Annotated in this window: 9 protein-coding genes; 4 read left to right on the forward strand and 5 right to left on the reverse strand. The window is 35.2% G+C overall.

Annotated features, from left to right (window positions below; all coding sequences use genetic code 11):
- The first annotated feature begins 500 nt into the window (after nucleotides 1-500).
- From BW926_RS13105 to argS, 3 genes are all read left to right on the forward strand, one after another.
- Entirely contained in the window at nucleotides 501-3,416 is a 2,916-nt protein-coding gene (locus BW926_RS13105; RefSeq protein WP_076447720.1) for a SusC/RagA family TonB-linked outer membrane protein, read from the forward strand.
- 2 nt (nucleotides 3,417-3,418) lie between these two features.
- On the forward strand, nucleotides 3,419-4,795 hold the full coding sequence (locus BW926_RS13110) for a SusD/RagB family nutrient-binding outer membrane lipoprotein (RefSeq protein WP_076447721.1): 1,377 nt from the start codon (nucleotides 3,419-3,421) through the stop codon (nucleotides 4,793-4,795).
- 124 nt (nucleotides 4,796-4,919) lie between these two features.
- A complete protein-coding gene (gene argS / locus BW926_RS13115) occupies nucleotides 4,920-6,680 on the forward strand; it encodes an arginine--tRNA ligase (RefSeq protein WP_076447723.1) in 1,761 nt (586 codons plus the stop codon).
- 56 nt (nucleotides 6,681-6,736) lie between these two features.
- Here the strand turns inward: argS and BW926_RS13120 are convergent, their stop codons facing one another.
- From BW926_RS13120 to ccoN, 5 genes are all read right to left on the reverse strand, one after another.
- Nucleotides 6,737-7,666 carry a YihY/virulence factor BrkB family protein gene (locus BW926_RS13120; RefSeq protein ID WP_076447725.1) on the reverse strand — a complete coding sequence of 310 codons (930 nt, stop codon included), beginning with the start codon at nucleotides 7,664-7,666 and terminating at the stop codon, nucleotides 6,737-6,739.
- Nucleotides 7,667-7,691: 25 nt separating this feature from the next.
- Entirely contained in the window at nucleotides 7,692-10,019 is a 2,328-nt protein-coding gene (locus tag BW926_RS13125) for a translocation and assembly module lipoprotein TamL (protein WP_076447726.1), read from the reverse strand.
- Complete coding sequence (locus BW926_RS13130) at nucleotides 10,019-15,052, reverse strand: translocation/assembly module TamB domain-containing protein (RefSeq protein WP_076447728.1); 5,034 nt, start codon at nucleotides 15,050-15,052, stop codon at nucleotides 10,019-10,021. Before BW926_RS13130 ends, BW926_RS13125 begins: the two co-directional genes overlap by 1 nt.
- A 275-nt stretch (nucleotides 15,053-15,327) precedes the next feature.
- Nucleotides 15,328-16,215, reverse strand: a complete 888-nt coding sequence (locus tag BW926_RS13135) for a cbb3-type cytochrome c oxidase N-terminal domain-containing protein (protein ID WP_076447729.1) — start codon at nucleotides 16,213-16,215, stop codon at nucleotides 15,328-15,330.
- Nucleotides 16,216-16,232: 17 nt separating this feature from the next.
- Nucleotides 16,233-18,512, reverse strand: a complete 2,280-nt coding sequence (ccoN, locus tag BW926_RS13140; protein WP_076447731.1) for a cytochrome-c oxidase, cbb3-type subunit I — start codon at nucleotides 18,510-18,512, stop codon at nucleotides 16,233-16,235.
- Nucleotides 18,513-18,699: 187 nt separating this feature from the next.
- On the opposite strand from ccoN, the gene BW926_RS13145 reads away from it, so the two are divergent.
- Nucleotides 18,700-18,990, forward strand: a complete 291-nt coding sequence (locus BW926_RS13145) for a helix-turn-helix domain-containing protein (protein ID WP_076447732.1) — start codon at nucleotides 18,700-18,702, stop codon at nucleotides 18,988-18,990.
- The last annotated feature ends 507 nt before the right edge of the window (nucleotides 18,991-19,497 follow it).

Consider the following 19,497-nt stretch of genomic DNA (forward strand, 5'->3'; position numbering starts at 1 on the left):
TTAAAAGCTGGATCATAGATTTTTCGCCCTTGTTTCATACGTTAAAATTAAGGTTTTATGCTTAACTCTAACTGGAAGCTAAATTAGTATATCCATCTCCTAAATGACAAAAATTGTAAGGGAGCCGAGAGAGTAGATACTTTTGAACAACCTCTTTTCTTTTTTAAAAAATATTAACTATGCTATGCATAAGTTTTTTTATTGATTTGATAAATTTATTTTATTTTAATATTAACATAAGTGTTTGAAAATCAGAGTGGAAATGTTCTTTTATATTTGTAGCATATATTGATAATATCAATTGTTAAAATTTTGAATTAATTAAATTGTAATGTTGTTAAAATTATTATAATTTGTTAAAATTTGTATTTTTAACAAATTATAATAATTATTTATAGTTTTTAAGTGAATTCTTTTGATTATTTGTTAATTTTTCTATTTTTTCTTTTGTCATTTTAAGAAAGTTTTACAACTTTGCGTTAAGCAAAATTTAATTTGATATGAAGAAATTAACAGCGGGTGTGCTTACCTTAGTATTATCCTCATCCGTAGCTGTTGCGAATGCACAGACTCAGAAAAAGGATACCATCAAAACACAAGATATTGAAGGTGTTGTTGTAACAGCGCTAGGTATTAAACGAGAAAAAAAAGCTTTAGGGTATGCAACCTCTCAAGTTGGAGGTGGAGATTTGCAAAAATCTGGTGAAACAAACGTAATTCAAGGGTTAGCAGGAAAAGTTGCAGGTGTTCAAATAACAGGAACTGCTGGAACTCCAGGGGCATCAAGTAGAATTATTATTAGAGGGCAGAAATCAATAGAACTTAGCAGTCAGCCTATAATTGTGCTTGATGGACAGATTATAGATAATTCATACAACAATAATGCAAGTTCTGGGACTAATATTGGAGGTGTTGATGACTCCAACAGAGCTGTTGATATCAATCCTGATGATATTGAGAGTGTAACTGTATTGAAAGGAGGTGCAGCAGCTGCATTATATGGTGAGGGTGCAAGAAATGGGGTAATTATATACGTTTCTAAAAAAGGGCGTAAGAGAAAAGGTATAGGTGTTGATTTTTCTACTACTGTAGGTTATGATATGCTAAGCAATATGATTGATTTACAAAAGACCTATGCAGCAGGGACTAATGGTGTCACATATATTGATCCCGCACAATATGGTTCAGATGGTTTCCCTCTTACAGGAGGAACAAACCAATCCTGGGGACCTTTAATTTCCAGTGTCTCAGGATTAAAAGCCTACGATAACATTAAGAATTTTTATCAAACGGGTGTTACAAACAATTATAATTTAGCACTTTCCGGAGGAGGAGAAAATGGTAATTTTAGAGCTTCTTTTGGTCATCTAAATCAAACGGGTATTGTTCCTAATACAAGCCTAAAAAAGACTTCCTTTAATATTAATAGCGAATATAAATTTACTGAGAAGTTAAAGGTAGGGGCTGATTTCTTATATAGTAATACAACAGGAGTAAGAGCACAAAAGGGAAGTAATGTTTCAGGTATTATGCTTTCGTTATTACGTATGCCCTCAACTTATGATGTAAGAGATTATCAAACTGCACAGGGATATAATAAGAATTATTTTTCTGCCTATGATAATCCTTTTTACACAGTTTACAATAACCCATATACTGATGAAACTAATCGCGTAATTTTTAACGGACATATTAATTATAATTACAGCAAATCGTTAAATGCAATGATTAGAGCAGGGGTAGATACTTATACCACTCATGCACAGCAAAATTATTCGTTCTCAAGTAATGGTAATTCAACAGCAGATGGTACAGGTCAGGTCATATTGGATACTTTTACAAAAAGTCTTTACAACATAGATTTAATTTTTAATGGTATTTTTGATATCACGGATAATATTAACCTAAATTATAATATTGGAGGGCAAATTAATTCCACTTTTTTTAATGATCAGTATAGTTTAGGGTCTAAAATGTTGGAGATAAACCAATATAATTTAAGTAATTTTTCAAACTACAAAGCTCAGAATTCAGATTATAAACAGATAAGGAGAGGGGTTTTTGGATCATTGGAGTTTGGTTTCTATGATCAAGTTTATCTTACACTTACGGGGAGAAATGATTGGAATTCTGCGTTGCCTAAGCAAAATAATTCTTATTTTTATCCATCTATTTCTGCATCGTGGTTATTCAATAAAACATTAGGTTTACCAAGTTGGGTAAATTTAGGAAAAATTAGAGCGTCGTATGCAAGTACCTATGCAGCACCACTTTCTTATAATGTAATTACCCCATACATAACACCTCTTTTTACAGATTCATTTGGTCCACAACTTACTTCTCCATACAATAGTGTTGGTGCTTACGGTTTTTCCACAATATTAAGAAATTCAAATTTAAAACCGGAACATAATAAAGAATTTGAAATTGGATTGGAACTGGAAATGTTTAAGCGTCTTCATCTTAATGCGAGTGCTTACAAATCAACAAATTACGATTTGTTGATAACACTTCCTATTGCGCCATCTTCTGGTTATAGCACTTATTATACTAACGGACCTTCAGTAGAAAACAAAGGACTAGAAGTAAGTTTAGGATATGATATTTTCAAAAAGGAAAATTTTGGTTGGGATTTTACTCTTAATTGGGCACTGAATAGAAATAAAGTGGTTGATTTAAACGGTGTACCTGACAATTCTGCGATGGGTAGTGATTACTTTAGTGGTAATCTTACTCCTACAATATCTTTAGGACAACCTTTAGGAGTTTTTTACGGTACTGCCTACAGAAGGGATAATTCAGGCAATTTGATTATTGGTTCAGATGGTCTTCCTATTTTGAGTTCTGAATCTCAATTAATCGGAAATCCTAATCCTGACTGGACTGGAGGTTTCAGAAATAATTTAAGATATAAGAATATATCTTTAAGTTTCTTATTAGATTTTAGAAAAGGTGGAGATATTTGGAATGGAACATTGGCCCGATTAAACAGATTAGGAATGACAGAGGCTTCTGCCGAAAACAGGAGTGGAACATATATAATTCCTGGTGTACTCGAAAATGGTTCACCCAACAATATTGCAATATCAAATAAAGCTTATTATGTTAGTTATCTGGGTGATGGCTCAGGAAGTGCAAATGAAACAGCTATTGAAAAGGATATTAACTGGTTGAGATTGAGAGATGTAACTCTTAGTTATAATTTTAGCAAAGTAATTTCCCAGTCAATGGGATTATCATTTGTTAAAAATGCAGAGTTGAGCCTAAGTGCAAGAAATTTATTTCTAATTACCAACTATAAAGGAATAGATCCAGAAAACTCATTCGCAGGTTCATCATCTAATACACAAGGGTTTGATTATTTCAATAACCCAAATACTAGAAGTTATTATTTAACATTTAAATTCGGATTTTAATTATGAAAAAGCATTTATATATAGTAAGTTTTGTATCCACGGTTCTACTCAGTATTACTTCTTGTCAGCACGAATTGGATACTTTTAATGAAAATCCTAATAGCCCCACTGAGGTCTCAACTCCTACGACCTTATTAACAGGAGGTGAAATAGGAACTATAATGAATTCCACAGGTAATCTTCCCAGAACCTTAAGCCTATTTACCCAACATACAAATGGTAATCAGTTTCAGTCACTGGATTATACCAATTATTTTCTAACTGAAACTGACGTTGAAACAGATTGGGCAAATATTTACCAAGCTGGAGTAAACCTAAATCAGATCATTAAGCAGTTTGGAACTCAAGATCCTTATTATGATGGTATTGCTAGAGTTTTGATGGCAATTAATATTGGTTATGCTACGGATGTTTGGGGAGATGTTCCTTTTTCACAGGCTTTTCAGGGGATCAACAATCTAAGTCCCAAATATGATAGCCAAGAGCAGGTAATTTCTCAAATTCAGACATATTTAGACACTGCAATTACGGATTTTTCAAAACCTGTAAGCGCTAATAAAGATATACCTTCTTCTAATGATATTTTTTATGGAGGAGATATAAGTAAATGGAGAAAGCTTGCATATGCATTAAAAGCAAGATATGCTTTAAGATTAACACAAAGAGATGGAAGTACAGTTGCCGCTCAGAAAGCATTAAACTATCTTCAAAATTCATTTACTTCTAACAGCGATAATTTAGTCGCAACTTTTGATGGAGGTAATAATCAGAATCTTTGGTATGGGTTTAGTAATCAAAGATCAGGGTATATGTCTATGGGAAAATATTTTGTAAATATTCTTAAAAATAACAATGATCCAAGACTTACATATTTTGTAGGGTTAGATAGTCATAATCCTTCGGGTTATTCAGGCTCTGCTCCAGAAGATGCTGATACTGATGCTTCTCCATTTGGAAGTTTTTTTGCAGGAAGTGCAAGTACACCTAATATAATTTTTAGTTACAGTGAGATTAAATTTATAGAAGCAGAGGCTCAGTTCAGATTAGGAAATACAACGACTGCTCAAGCGGCATTGAAAGCTGCTGTAAGCGCTTCTTTAGTAGATGTTACAGGATCAGATAATCCAACATTTGCAAATACAGCATCATCAGCTGTCACTTTACAAAATATTATTACTCAGAAGTATATTGCATTGTTTACGACTATGGAGCCGTATAACGATTGGAGAAGAACCGGCTTTCCTACTTTGACACCTAATCAAAATAGCCAGTCAAAGAAAATTCCTCTCAGACTAATTACTCCAAAATCTGAACGGACTTTAAACGCTAACGCTACAGTTGTAGGAGATTTATATGCTCCTGTCTGGTGGGATAATTAAATAAATATTAATATACAAAAGCTACCGCCTTCGGGCGGTTTTTTTATTTCCGTATATTTGTACTTCGAAAATTTTAGATCAAAAGCTGATCATGTAGCTTTTTGAAAAATCAATATATAAACAGATGAATATTAAAAATATAATAGAAGAAAAACTTTCAGAAGTTATTTTAAATGTCTATCAGTTGAAGGACATTAACCTGGAAGTTCAGGAAAATAAAACCGAATTTGAGGGAGATTTTACTATCGTAACCTTTCCGTTGGTAAAGCAGTTGAAGAAAAATCCTGAAAGTATCGGCGTAGAGTTGGGAGAAGCCTTAACAGAGCAGACAGAATTATTAGAAAGCTTTAATGTAGTAAAAGGTTTTCTTAATGTCAAAGTTAAGAACCAATTCTTTATAAATAATTTTAAATCGATAGCTAAAGAGTTTGATGTTATAGAAAAGAAAAATTCTACGGTAATGGTGGAATACTCTTCTCCAAATACCAATAAACCCCTACATTTAGGACACATCAGAAATAATTTATTAGGTTTTTCTGTCGCCAAGATTCTTAAAGAAGCCGGGTATGATGTCATCAAATCGCAAATTATCAATGACAGAGGAATTCATATCTGTAAATCGATGCTGGCCTGGGAACAATTTGGAAACAAGCGAACTCCAGATGCATTAGAAATAAAAGGTGATAAATTTGTAGGAAATTATTACGTAAAATTCGATCAGGAGTACAAAAAACAAATCGAAAAGCTTATTGCACAAGGCGTAGAAGAAGAAAAAGCAAAAAAAGAGGCACCTTTGATGAAAGAAGCGCAACAAATGCTTTTGGATTGGGAAAATGGAGACGAAAAAGTAAGAAACCTATGGAACGAAATGAATTCCTGGGTTTATAAAGGATTCAATGAAACCTATAAAAGATTGGGCGTAGATTTCGATCAGGTTCAATACGAGAGCAATACTTATATTCTGGGGAAAGACCTTATTCAGGAAGGTTTAGATAAGAGAGTATTGTACCAGAAAGAAGATGGTTCTGTTTGGTGTGATCTTACGGAAGATGGTTTAGATCAAAAATTATTATTACGTTCAGACGGTACTTCGGTGTACATGACTCAGGATTTAGGCACCGCTGTAGAGCGTTTTAAGCAAAATGATATTCAGAAGCTTATTTATACTGTCGGAAATGAGCAGGATTATCACTTCCAGGTTTTATTTAAAATCTTAGGAAAATTAGGCTATCCTTGGGCAGATCAATTGTATCATTTATCTTATGGAATGGTGGAGCTTCCTAACGGGAAAATGAAATCCCGTGAAGGAACTGTCGTAGATGCCGATGATCTGATGCAGGAAATGTATGTGGAAGCAAAATTAAAAGCTACAGAACAGGGAAGACTGGAAGGCCTTTCAGAAGAAGAAAAAGAAGCTTCTTACGAAATAATTGGGTTAGCTGCTTTAAAATATTTTATGCTAAAAGTTGATCCTAAGAAAAAAATGCTTTTTAATCCGGAAGAAAGTATTGATTTCAACGGAAATACAGGACCTTTCATTTTATATACTTATGCCCGAATTCAGTCTTTATTAAATAAAGCAAGTTTTGAATATAAAGAAACGGATGACATCACTCTCAATCAATATGAAAAGGAATTGACCATGCTTTTGTCCAATTATAAAGGTATCGTTGAAAAAGCTGCAGAAGCGCTGAGCCCTGCATTGGTAGCTAACTACGTTTATGACTTGGTAAAAACGTACAACTCTTTTTATCAAAGCAACCCAATTATGAGCCAGGAAGATGAAAATGTGAAGCAATTCCGTTTAAATTTATCCGACCTTACGGCAAAAACAATTAAAAAATCTTTGAGTTTACTTGGAATAAGAACTGTAAACAGAATGTAAAAAAAAGACCTCCAGATTTCTGGAGGTCTTTTTATATAAAATTTTAATCAAAAGGTTTATAATTCTTCACCTTTCTCTTTTAAACTCTCCCCATAAAGCTTGGCATCACTCCATTTTGCATGTTTTGAAGGAATGATTTTATATCCCTTCCTATAAGCATAAACTTTTGTATACTCAGCACCGAAAAAAATCAACATACAGGAATAGTTGATCCACATCATAATTAAAATCACAGTTCCAGCTGTACCAAAAGCTGAAGTCGGTTTTGCTGTTCCAAAGTAAAGACTTAATAAAAATTTTCCTAAAGTAAATAAAACGGCCGTAAGAAAAGCACCTTTCCAAACGGGTTTCCAGCTTACTTTCACATCAGGAAGCACTTTAAACATCAATGCAAAAAGGAGCATAACAAATCCGAAACCTACAGCAAAATTCACCGTTTCCACCAGCATATATGTTTCAAAACCGAAATATTTAGTAATAATATTATTAAAAACGCTGATTAAAGAAGACAATATCATGGTAATCATGAGCAAAAACCCAAGAATCAGGATCATTCCTAATGAATTGGCACGGTCTAAAAGAAACTTTACCAAAGCCTTTTTTGGAGCCGATTTTACGTCCCAAAGAGTATTTAAAGAGTATTGAAGCTGAAAAAATAACGTGGTCGAACCATATACCAATGAACCTATCCCAATAGTTTTCATGATGATGTTTTTTTTGTCAATCAAAGCGCCCGCAATCATATCCTGGATACTTTTTGCAACATCATTTCCCATAATCCCGCTGATTTGTTTGGTGATTTCCCCACGTATGGCCTCTTCGCCGAAAAAATAACCGGCAATCCAGATAATAATGATTAATAATCCCGGGATTGAAAAAATTGCATAATACGCAAGACTGGCCGAATCTTTTGATGCAGGTGAATTATTCCATTCGGTAAAGGTTTCTTTTAATGTTTCCCAGAAAAATTTTATATTTTTTACCATTTACTGTGTTTTTAGTTTAAAAAAATTAGAAAGGATATCCGATGGCAATATTCAGAATAAGGTTATCTTTTCTCCAGCTTGGGTCTCCGAAATTAATTTTATCAAAAGTCCACCTGCTATTTTTTTCATAATAAGGAATCCTCAGCGGCATTGCCAGATCCAGTCGTAAAATTAATATTGAGAGATCAAGTCTCAGACCAACTCCGGCTCCTACGGCGATTTCACTCAAAAATTCTTTAGAAAATTTCGCTCCCGGCCTTTGAGGATCATCGTTGATTAACCAGATATTTCCGGCATCTGCAAAGACAGCAACATTTAAAAATTTATAAAGATTGGCACGGTATTCTGCATTTAATTCTAATTTCACATCACCGGACTGGTCGAAATAATATCCTTCCTCAATAGTTCTCGGGTCAAAGCTCCCCGGGCCTAAAGTTCTCGCCCGGAAAGCCCTCACACTGTTACTTCCTCCTGAGAAAAACTGTCTGGAAAAAGGGATGTATTCTGAATTTCCATACGGATAGGCAACTCCGGCAATAAGTCTTGTGGCTAATGAAGTTTTTTCTGTGAATTTGTGATAATATCTTAAATCATTTTCAATTTTTGCAAACTGACTGAAAGGAACTCCAAAAATTGACTTTTCTTTATCTTTTTTTACATTAGCTCCGGTTATAAGCCCCGTTAAATTTCCTGCCAAATCCAAAGTTCCTTTATAATAAAAAGTATTTGGCTTCTGAAGCATGGTATTGGTGTAGGTGTAAGAGTAAATCGGGCCGAAGATCAATTGTGGCTTGACCACTCTTGCTAATGCGTCGTTTTTTAGAGAAATTGAATTATATAAATCAGTAACATTCGCAGGAGAAACATAAGTAACATCAAAAATCTTTAAATCATGCTCTTTTCTCGCATTTTCTTTCCAAACATAGCCAAAGGAGCCTGTAAAGGTGTTTAAAGAATAATATTCGGTCCTGTTCTGGAATTCATACCCCACGGAGATATTCGTTCTCGGAACAAACGCACTTGATGAATTAAACCTGAACGGAGCCACAATTCTTGGAATCGAAAGCTGCGCATTGGCACCCATTCTGAAAATATTTTTAGCATTTTCCGGTCCGCCGATCTGGAAATCAAATGCTCCGAAAATAGAAGCCTTAAACTGTTCCGTACCATGGAAGAAATTTCTGTGTGTCCAATTGAGATTGACTTCGCTTCCGGCATAATTTGCAGAATTGGTTCTTCCCAAAGCTTCCAGACGAAGCGATTGAATCTGTCTCGGAGTTAATAAATAATAAGTGTCAAATTTATGTTGTAAGGAATCCGAAACCACAAATTCATTTTTTACAAATTTAAAAACCCCCAAGCTGATCAATCTGTTTAAGGTAAGGTTGTGATTGGTTCTGTTATAAAGATCTCCTTTTTTAAAGTACAAAGCTCGGTCGAAAATTTTTGGTTTGAATTTATGCTGTGGATCAATTACATAAATGTCTTCATGAGCATATTTTTGAAGAGAATCTGCATTCATCGGGATATTGTATTTTCCATCCTTTACATCCTGAATGTTGTAATTCGGGAAAACAACCACTTTATCAATGCTGAATTGCTGTGTTGCCAGGTCAGGAGTATTGTCTTTCAGCTTTACATTCAGCTCTACCTTATGATTTTTGCTTATGGTACTGTCTGCCTGAACAATGATATTGTCCGGATGGAAATAATAGAAGCCTCTTTCTTTCAGTCCGTTATCAATTCTTTCTCTTTCAGATTTTATCACATCAAGGTCAAAAGGATTTCCTTTTTTAAGGAAAGTTTTATCCGTAAGATTCTGGATTTCCTGATTGACCAGTGAGGAATCTTTCTGAAATTTCACATCGCTTATCAGGTATCTCGAGCCAGGCCTTACATTATAAATAACCTGAGCTTTTTTATTTTTAGAAATCGTGTCATAAGTTGCCCTTGCGTTGAAATATCCTTTGTTTTCAGAATAATTTTCAATAATATTTTTATTGAATTCACGGTCTACATCGCCAAGCAGAACGGGCTTTTCACCTACTTTATATTTTAGCCAGTAATTAAAGCCTTTGTCTTTTTTAGGTTCTTTGGCGATATTATAGAAAAATAATTTCGGTCTTAGTCCCAGAAAGGTAGAGTTTGGTTTGGGTGTAAGTTTACCTTCCAGAGCAGCTTTGAGCTCTTTTTTATCATTTTTAGAAATGGAATCATTTTCAATATTGATTTCTGCCCCGGTGTACAGCATTTGTCCTTCTTTCAGGTATTTTGTATTGCTGCACGAAAGTGTTACCGAAGCAAGTCCGGAAGCAAATAGATATTTAAAACAGGTTTGGAAATTTTTTTTCATTATTTAAATTCTACGACTTGGTTTTGCTTATTTTTTCTTGATTCTTTCTGATTGTTATTTTTAGATTTCTGGAAAATTTCCCGGAATTTGTCATAATCCAAAGTAATAATAAATCCAAGCCCGGTCTCCACAATCTGCCCTTGTAGCGCCACCTGATATTCATTCTTACGGTAAGCACGGAGCATATATCTTCCGTCTTTGGAAAGGCTGTAATCCATTGTAACGTCTCCTGCAATATTGGTCATGTTTTCATTCTGCCGTGCTTCGCCTTCCAATCCGAAGTTGCTTCCCACCGAAACTTTTAGTCTGTCATTCAACAGTTTTTTACTCAGGCCGACGTTAAGGTCTGTTCTGGTATTTTTTGATCCGCTTGAATAGTCTTCGGAAGATTCCAGGTCAAAATTCAGTTCAACCCCTTTGATTAATCCTGCGGCTAAATTATTTAATTGCTGAGACAAAATTTTACTTACACTTTGCCTTGCCATCATCTCACCCGATAATCCCGCTCCGGATTGGAAAGGATTTTCACCAATGAATCTGTTCAATAATAGCAAAGCAAAAACCTGCTTATTCATTTCGGATTCCTGGGTTCTCAGTTGGGCTAATTTTTGGTCGACAACATCAGTAACGGCTGAAGAAACGGCATTATTTTTTTCATCTGTAGTAATATCAAAAGTGATAACTGGTTTCAGCAATTCACCTTTCATTTTCAGCAAAGTGTTGAAAGGGATTCTTTGTTTGTATTGATTCATTTCGCCCGGAGAATCTGTATTTAATTGCTGTTCAACTAAATCTATCGGTGCTGCCTCAGTCTTATAAATGGCGGTAATATCCATTTGTGCCATTGTCGGTTCGCCGGTCCAGGTGATTGTGCTTCCTTTTTGGATGTCAAATTTCCGTTTCAGGAGGCTTACAGACATTTCATAAGCTCCGGATTCTACTTCATAAACTCCGACAAGAGTGGTCTTTCCGGAAGGGTCAATTCCTCCCGTAAGTTCTGCCTCACCTTGAAGCTTTACAAAATCACCGTTTGTTTTATCTATTAGTATGGATAGCTTGGCTTCTTTGCTTACCTCAATATTCACATTTACGTCCATTCCTTTGATCCTGCTTTGAGATTTCAGGGAATCTGCTTTAATGGTCTTATTTAAAACTACCTGATCCTGATCGATGAACTCCACAATACCTTCTCTTTCCTGTAAAGTAGGTGAAGATTGGGGAAGCACGAATGTGAAATCGGTATTGTCTGCCACGGCTAATCTTCCGTCAACTTTCGGAAGATCAAGGTTTCCGCGGATGTGCAGCCCTGCATCAATCGCAAGAATTCCATACATGATGGCATCATTTGATTTCTCAGAATTGACTACTTTAAAATCTTTTGCATTAACATCAAGATTGAAGGCAAAATCCCTGTAGGTTTGTGTCAGAACTTGACCGGTGATTCTTAGAAAATTTCCGTCTTTGTCATTGATTTTGAAATCATTAAATTCAATTCCGCGGCTGGTAAAGTCGATTTCATCATTAAGCTTTCGGAAATCGCTTCCTGTTTTTGCAATTTCAAGACCTGCATCATTAAATTTCACTTTACCTAAAATATTCGGTTTGTCGGCCGTTCCTGTTATTTTAAGATTTCCTGAAATATAGCCTTCCGTATTTGTAATGGCATTCATGGAAAAGCCTTGCACACTCTTCATTTGTAGCTTATTGATCGCCATATTCAGGTCAAATGTGCTGGAAGAAGTATTGTAATCTCCTAAGATCTTCACATCATTATTATTCCCGGAAAGGGCAATATCGGCATTTAAAATATTTGGTGAAGTATTGTTTACCTTTGCTGCGAGATTTCCCACAGGGCTTCCGTAAACTATTAGATCTGAAATATTCAAATCTGAAGTGTAAGTCATATTTTTCGTCAGATCACGAAGCTGAGCCGTCCCGTTGATGGTTCCTTTGACTAAAACTGTATCTTTTTTGATCAATTCTGTAATGGTTTCAATTTTAAAATCTTTCAATGAAACATTTAGAGGAGCATTTGGCGACTGGCTTTCCGACTGTAGAAGAATTTCACTTGCTCCATTTGAAAGCCTGAAATTATCTGCTAAAATTCCATCTTTACCGATCTGGATTTTGTTGTTTTCTGCAACGGTCCAGTCGGTGTAATTTAATTTTAAGCCATTCGGATTTAATGAAATTTCTGTGATGTCATCTAATGATTTTGCATTTCCTGCAATGAGGAATTGGGTTGCATCTTTCTGGTCTTTTGTAGTGATATTATAATTGATGATATTATTGGCTACATCGCCGTTGACATTTACTTTATTTAGGGCAAAACTTGAGCTTTTCAAAGCGGTAACACTCAGCCCATACTGCAAGGCCTGGTTTTCATTGGTGACTCTTAATGTTGCATTTTCAATGGAATTTTCACCATACAATAATTGCGGAATCTGGCTGTCGATCTCGATTTTTTGAGAATCTGCATCATAATTTCCATACAAATTAATGGTTTCAAAGCTTTTTAGATCCGGAACAAATTTTCTGATCAGATCATCATTCTTGATTTTTGCATTAAAGGTAAAAAACTGTCCTTCCTGGATTTTTTGCGTTTTACCCGGCTTTTGGAACTGATAATATTGATTGATCGTATTGGCCAGCGAGCCAAAGATTTGGGTAAGTTTGTACTTTCCTTTTAGCTCCACATCGGCTATCTGAGAATTGAAAACAATATTGGTAGAATCATTGGTTGAAGAAGCCTTCAAATTAACTTCCTGAACTGGATAAACTTCTTTCGTATCCGAAAAAGCAAAATCTTTAAGATTTAAATAACCATTCAGATTATCAGGATCCAAATTGGTGAAATCTCCATCGATTTTCCCGGCTAGAATCATTGGGTCTTTATAAAATCCAAGCTTGTTCAGGTCAAGCTTTATAACTTCACCGTTTATTTTTACGGTAGGATTTTTTTCGTTGTAAACTCCAGAGGCGGTTAATGATAAATTAGCATTCGGATCTTTTGAGTTTAAAATGATATTATAAACTCCACGATTTATTTTTCCTGTTAGATTCATGTTCTGATAACGGTATCCTTTGTAAACCGCTGAGGAAACATAGCCTTTAAGATCTGCTTTTGCATTTTTGAAATCGAAGCTTTCTCCTTTGGCGTAAATCTGCGCCGAAATAGGGCCAATGTCCTTATTCTGAATGATTTTCCCGATCTGTAGGCCTTGAAGATTAGCTTTTACATCATACAATTCATGATTTTTTCTACGCATGTCAACATTGGCTTTTACCGCTGCATTTCCAAGAGTGGAGTAGAGGTTAAGGTCGGCATTGACTACTTTTGTCGTTCCTTTTGTATTCCCTTTAATGCTGAAATGGGAAGGCAGAGCAATGTTGGAAGGAATTGTATTTTTTGGAACCAAATTAAAAATCGTTTTTGCCGATGAAGACAATTCCGCAATTCTAAGGTCGTAATACAACTGATCTGGATTCATAGCATTTTTGATTCTTCCGGAAACGCCCAATCTCAGCTTGTCCAATCCGGAAACTTTCATATTGTCAATCAATAAATCGTTTACACTTCCTTTTACTTTAGCATTTACATTTAAAATTGCATTAGGATATTTATTAAAAGGGACCGTATTTCTTAAAGTAGGAACTAAATTCAGGATATCAGAAAATCCTATTCTTGAATCTTTAATATTTGCTGAAATTTTTACGGCTCCTAAATTTGAGCTCAATTGCTCAATCGAATTATAATTTAAAATTACCTCATCACGCAGCAGGGTTTTTGGAGTCTGTAAATATAAATCCTTTAAGTAAGCCTCTTTTTCGTTATATACAAAATCCGTATTGAATTTTTGAATATTCAGGCCTCTCGCTTCCTGGATTTCTGCTGAATTTACCGTTCCTTCAAAAGTTCCGTTCTGCATTTTAAACCTTCGGACTTCGGTATTTAATTTCGAGAAATTCATGTGGTTGAAATCCATTCCCTGTTTGGTAGGGGCGATAGCGGTGTTATTGTAAGCTACTTTTACGTCATTTAAAATCAACTTTCCTAATAATAAGCTGAGTGCCTTATTCTGGTCTGATGTTTTTGACACTTCAGGTTTGGCATCTTTAGGATTCGCATTTTGTGCTGGAAGATGCAGATTAGCGTTAATATTTGCCCCCGAAAGAATAAGATTTTCAATGAAATAAGCATTATTTTCAAGATCAAGCTTGTTAACCTTAGTGCTTAATTCTTTGAATAAAACCTTTGCAAATGTTTTGGAATTATCATCACCGTAATCAATATCGAAATTGGTGAGCTTTATCCCTCTTAAGCCAATCTGCATCGGTTTTTTATCGTTCAGGGAATCAACTTTTTTCTCGACTTTTTTAGAAACCTCTTCTATGAGATCCTGCTTTAGTTTCAGCTTTAATCCGTCAAGATTTATATCATTAACGGCATATTTGTTATTATTAAGATCAAACGTTCTTACCCTTGTATCAAAAGATTTAAAGTAAAGTTTGATATCATTTCTTGATTGCTGGTCGTTGAAGGTAACGCCGATATCTTTTAATTTAATTTTATCTAAAGAAATAATGAATGGCTTCGACGGGCTTTCCTCTTTATCGCTCGTCGCAAAAGCATCAATAATATAATCAAAATTGAATTTTCCGTCAGGCTTCCTTACCACATTCGCTCGTACGCCCTCCATATCGACGGATGTGATATCGGCCTTGGAATTAATCAGCTTCAGCATGTGTAAGCCTACTTCAAGCTTTTTTACTGCCAGAAGTGTATCGATATTCTGACCTTTCAGATAAAGATTTTCCATGACAAGGCTGTTTGGAAATCCTATATAAACCCGTTCCAGACTTACTTTTGTTTTAATTTTTTTTTCAAGGTAAACCACCAGCTTGTCTTTCACAAAATTCTGGACGGCTGGAAGCCTTAAACTGAAAATGACCAATGTAAAAAAAACCAATATTAAAATAATGGTAATAAGGATTCGCCGGAATAATTTTCGTTTATTAATTTTCAATTTCAAGAGTGTCGGAATTTAAACAAATATAATAAAAAGTAATTTTTATCAGTTCAATTTGCGATACTCTGTAAGGAATACAAAAATCCTGCCTTGGCTGTCAATTATGGAATTTAGTTTAGTTAATTGTCAAGTGAATAGTTGATGATGACAGTCAAGGCTTGGATTTAATTTTTAAAAAGCCCCCTTTTCATTTTTATTGTTGAAAAGGTTTAGCAAAAATGAAATTCAAATGTTAGTTTAAAAGGGGGCTTGGCGTAGTTTATATGTTGAGTTCAATTTTAATTATTTCCGTTTTCCCATATTACTACCTCGCCTTGTGGCGCAGCACCACCTTGAGCTAAGGAGATTGGTGGGATTTCTTGGTTGATATGATAGATATATGCTGCAATTTTTTCGGCATCCCTTCCTGTAATCACTCCTTCTTTGATTAGAGGGCGCATTGTAGGATTATTCGGAGATCCGTTTTCCAGCATCCAAATGACGTTTTTAAACAAGCTTTTTTGTTTTACATTGATCCAATGGCTGTCTGTCAAGTTAGGCCCGATTCCTCCTTTTCCTCCCTCACCGTGGCAGGTTGCACAGTTTGTTTTGAATAATTCCTGACCTTCTGTGATGTTGTCTGCACTGTATTTAGCATTTTCCAGGGTTACCTGAGGAGCTGTTTTTTCAAATTCTGTGATGGAGGCAAGCATTTGTTTGGTTTCCGTATTCAGTTCTGCGTCAGGATGAGCGTAATCTGTAAAAGCAAACGCAGTCAAATATACTGCACAAAAAATACATCCGAACCAGAAAAGCCCTATCCACCATTTAGGAAGTGAATTGTCTAATTCTGTGATTCCATCGAAACCATGGTCAATCAGAATGTCTTTTTCTTCAGTGGCAGACTGTTTTTTGAATGCAGAATTCCATAGTTTCTTAAAATAAGGAGTGTTTTTTTCTTTTAAATATTGCACTTTTTGTTCAGCGGATAATTTGGAGAAATTCTGATTTTCAATTAAATCTCCAATCGAGTTCATGATTAGAAGTAAAATAATAGCAATCAGCATCAATCCCCAGAAAAAAGGCGAAGAAAAATATCCGGAATTGTGCGCGAACATTTCGAACGCCATGATCGTCAAACCTACTGTTACAAGGATGTATATTGAAATTGGAGTTCTTGTTTTCATTTTAATTCAATTTAAAATTAATTAGCATTTGCCGTTTGAATCTGAGTGGTTTTAATATCTGTTCCTAATCTTTGCAGATAAGCAATTACGGCTACAATTTCTCTTTGCTCCAGAGGAGCGAATGAAGCTCCTTTTGCTATTTTGTCTTTTTCTATCTGTTCTTTCACATCAGCTGCTTCCGAATAGATTCTTTTCACGATACCTTTTGCCTGATTATCTGCCCATTGGTTGGCGGAATCTATTTCGGCTTTTGTATAAGGAACATCGAAATAGTTTTTCATTAATTTCATTTTATCAACCATTTGAGCTCTGTTTAATTTATTTGTAATTAGCCACGGGAAACGCGGCATAATGGAGCCGGCAGAGGTAATCCTTGGATTGTACATGTGTTTGAAATGCCATGAATCAGGATTTCTTCCTCCTTCTCTGTGAAGATCCGGTCCTGTTCTTTTGGAACCCCACAAAAATGGTCTGTCATAAATAAATTCTCCTGCTTTGGAATACTGTCCGTTTTTACCTTCAAACCTTACGATTTCATCACGGAAAGGTCTTATCATTTGTGAGTGGCAGGCATTACAACCTTCTCTGATGTATAAATCTCTTCCTTCTAATTCTAGTGGTGAGTATGGTTTTACCGCTGTGATGGTTGGGACGCTTTGCTTTAAGGTTAATGTAGGAATAATCTCTACCAAACCACCGATCGCTACTGTAATAAAAGCCAGAACTGAAAGTAATTTCGGGGTTCTTTCCAGCCAAAGGTGCAATCCTTCGCCTTCCTTTCTTGCAGATCTGATATTGGCCAATGCGGGTGCTTCCGCAGGAACATTTTTTTGGAACGACCCCTGTCTGATAGTTTTTACCACATTCACAACCATTAAAATAGCTCCTGAGAGATAAAATACCCCGCCTAAGAATCTCATTTTATAATAAGGAATAATTGCAGTAACTGTATCCAGCCAGTTTTTCCAAACCAGAGTTCCGTCTGGATTAAATTGTTTCCACATCAACCCTTGGGTGAACCCTGAAATATACATTGGGACAGCATAGAAAATGATTCCTAAAGTTCCGAGCCAGAAATGCCAGTTAGCCAGTTTTTTAGACCAAAGCTGAGTTCTCCACATTACCGGAATAAGATAATACACGATACCGAATGCCATGAAACCATTCCAGCCAAGGGCTCCGATATGTACGTGACCGATTACCCAGTCTGTATAATGTCCGATTTTATTTAAAGATTTTGTTGCTAATAAAGGGCCTTCAAAAGTTGCCATTCCGTAGCAGGTAACCGCTACAACGAAGAATTTCAGTATAGGATTTTCTCTTACTTTATCCCAGGCTCCTCTCAAAGTTAACAATCCGTTCAGCATACCTCCCCAAGACGGAGCGATCAGCATGATTGAGAAACCTGTTCCCACTGCCTGAGCCCATGCCGGAAGCGCAGTATATTGCAAATGGTGCGGCCCTGCCCAAAGATATACGAAGATCAGCGACCAAAAATGAATAATTGATAGTTTATAGGAAAATACAGGTCTGTCTGCTGCTTTTGGCAGGAAATAATACATTAAACCTAAAACCGGAGTTGTAAGTACAAACGCTACTGCATTATGACCATACCACCATTGAACCAATGCATCTTTTGCTCCTGAATAAATTGAATAGGATTTCCAGCTTGTGAAAGATAACGGAATTTCTAAGTTATTAAAGATATGAAGCATGGCCACGGCAATCCAGGTGCCGATGTAGAACCAAATCGCAACGTAAAGGTGTCGAACTCTTCTTTTTGCAATCGTTCCGAACATATTAATCCCGAAAAACACCCATGAAATGGTAATGAGAATATCAATTGGCCATTCGTGTTCCGAATATTCTTTTGAAGTATTGATCCCCATTAAAAATGTTATGACAACACTTATAATCATGATCTGCCATGTCCAGAAGTGGATCCAGGATAATGTATCACTGTACATTCTTGTTTTTAACAATCTCTGCATGCTGTAATAAGCACCACAGAAAAAAGAATTGCAGACAAAAGCAAAAATAACGGCACTTGTATGAAGCATTCTTATTCTTCCGAATCCTAATGCTCCCTGTGTATTGATCAATCCCTGAATATTTCCGGATAATAAGCTTTTAATAGTGGTATCATCCGTCCCGAATAAGAATTCCGGTAGTTCCGGGTAAAAAAGCATTAATGCTGCGGTAAGACCGAGTAAAAATCCTACCAAACCGAATGCAATTGTAGCATACAGGAATGCCCTGACAATGTTATTGTCATAATTAAATTTTTGAGTCTCCATAATTCCAAGTGTATATTGACTGAGGTAATATTTCTCTTTTACAATAAGATTTTGTAAATAAAAATTTTAATCTAAATCATAAAATATCATGTAGTATGATAATGTTTTGCCAAAGGTATTTACTAACTTTGTGTAAGTCTAATAGATATGCTTCTAAAATATACTGAAAACTACTAAAACGGGGACGATGAGAATTTGCAGCCAAAACATCAGGAAAATCAGAAGGAGTAAGGATTTTACTCAGGAATATATGGCTTTTGAAATGGGTATTTCACAAAAAGCTTATTCTGATATTGAAAATGCAAAAGTGAAGATCAATCTGGAAATTCTTACGAAAATTTCGGATATTCTGGATATTAAACCATCTGAAATATGCAGTATTTCTGATAAGTGCAGCAATGATTTTGAAGATAAATATCACAGCCTTTTGGAGTATATGAAAAAGAATGATATTTCTATTCCGAAAGAGTATCTGTAAAAAATAAACCTTGAAGCTAATCCTATTTCTTCAGCAATCCTTGATAAAGAACCTGTCTGTTTTTAATGGAATATTTATCAAATAAGTGATCAGTGGTGCAATATTTTCTTGTCCATTAGCTCTGCTGTAGTACAAATTCTAGCTTTGTTCTGATCGGTTACTTCCAAAATTCTTTCGGAATTTGTCCGAAGTTGTTATTCATTGTAAATATTTTGTGGTAAAAACGATTTGCTGATTATTAATTAAATGAACGATTTTATTCTCTTTATTATGTTGTGAAACAAGATATAAGAATTTTAGATAATTAGTGCCATTTTATTTTTAGTTTCAGAAAATAATTTTATATTTGCGCCGAAAAAAAAATATTTTAATATAAATGTAAAAAAAGAAAAGAAATTATACTATTCATGATGAAGTTGTTTAAACTTATTTAGACAAAAAAGTTCCAAGAAAATTAGCAATTTTGGATTGCAATTTAAAAAACTAATAATCTGGAACTCATCAGTA

It is taken from the genome of Chryseobacterium sp. RU37D, assembly GCF_900156075.1.
In the GTDB taxonomy this organism is placed as follows: domain Bacteria; phylum Bacteroidota; class Bacteroidia; order Flavobacteriales; family Weeksellaceae; genus Chryseobacterium.

Bases quoted from the DNA above. Each gene is read 5' to 3' on its own strand.
- BW926_RS13105 (WP_076447720.1), top strand. From the start codon at position 501: ATGAAGAAATTAACAGCGGGTGTGCTTACCTTAGTATTATCCTCATCC.
- BW926_RS13120 (WP_076447725.1), bottom strand. From the start codon at position 7,666: ATGGTAAAAAATATAAAATTTTTCTGGGAAACATTAAAAGAAACCTTT.
- ccoN (WP_076447731.1), bottom strand. From the start codon at position 18,512: ATGGAGACTCAAAAATTTAATTATGACAATAACATTGTCAGGGCATTC.
- BW926_RS13110 (WP_076447721.1), top strand. From the start codon at position 3,419: ATGAAAAAGCATTTATATATAGTAAGTTTTGTATCCACGGTTCTACTC.
- BW926_RS13145 (WP_076447732.1), top strand. From the start codon at position 18,700: ATGAGAATTTGCAGCCAAAACATCAGGAAAATCAGAAGGAGTAAGGAT.
- argS (WP_076447723.1), top strand. From the start codon at position 4,920: ATGAATATTAAAAATATAATAGAAGAAAAACTTTCAGAAGTTATTTTA.
- BW926_RS13135 (WP_076447729.1), bottom strand. From the start codon at position 16,215: ATGAAAACAAGAACTCCAATTTCAATATACATCCTTGTAACAGTAGGT.
- BW926_RS13125 (WP_076447726.1), bottom strand. From the start codon at position 10,019: ATGAAAAAAAATTTCCAAACCTGTTTTAAATATCTATTTGCTTCCGGA.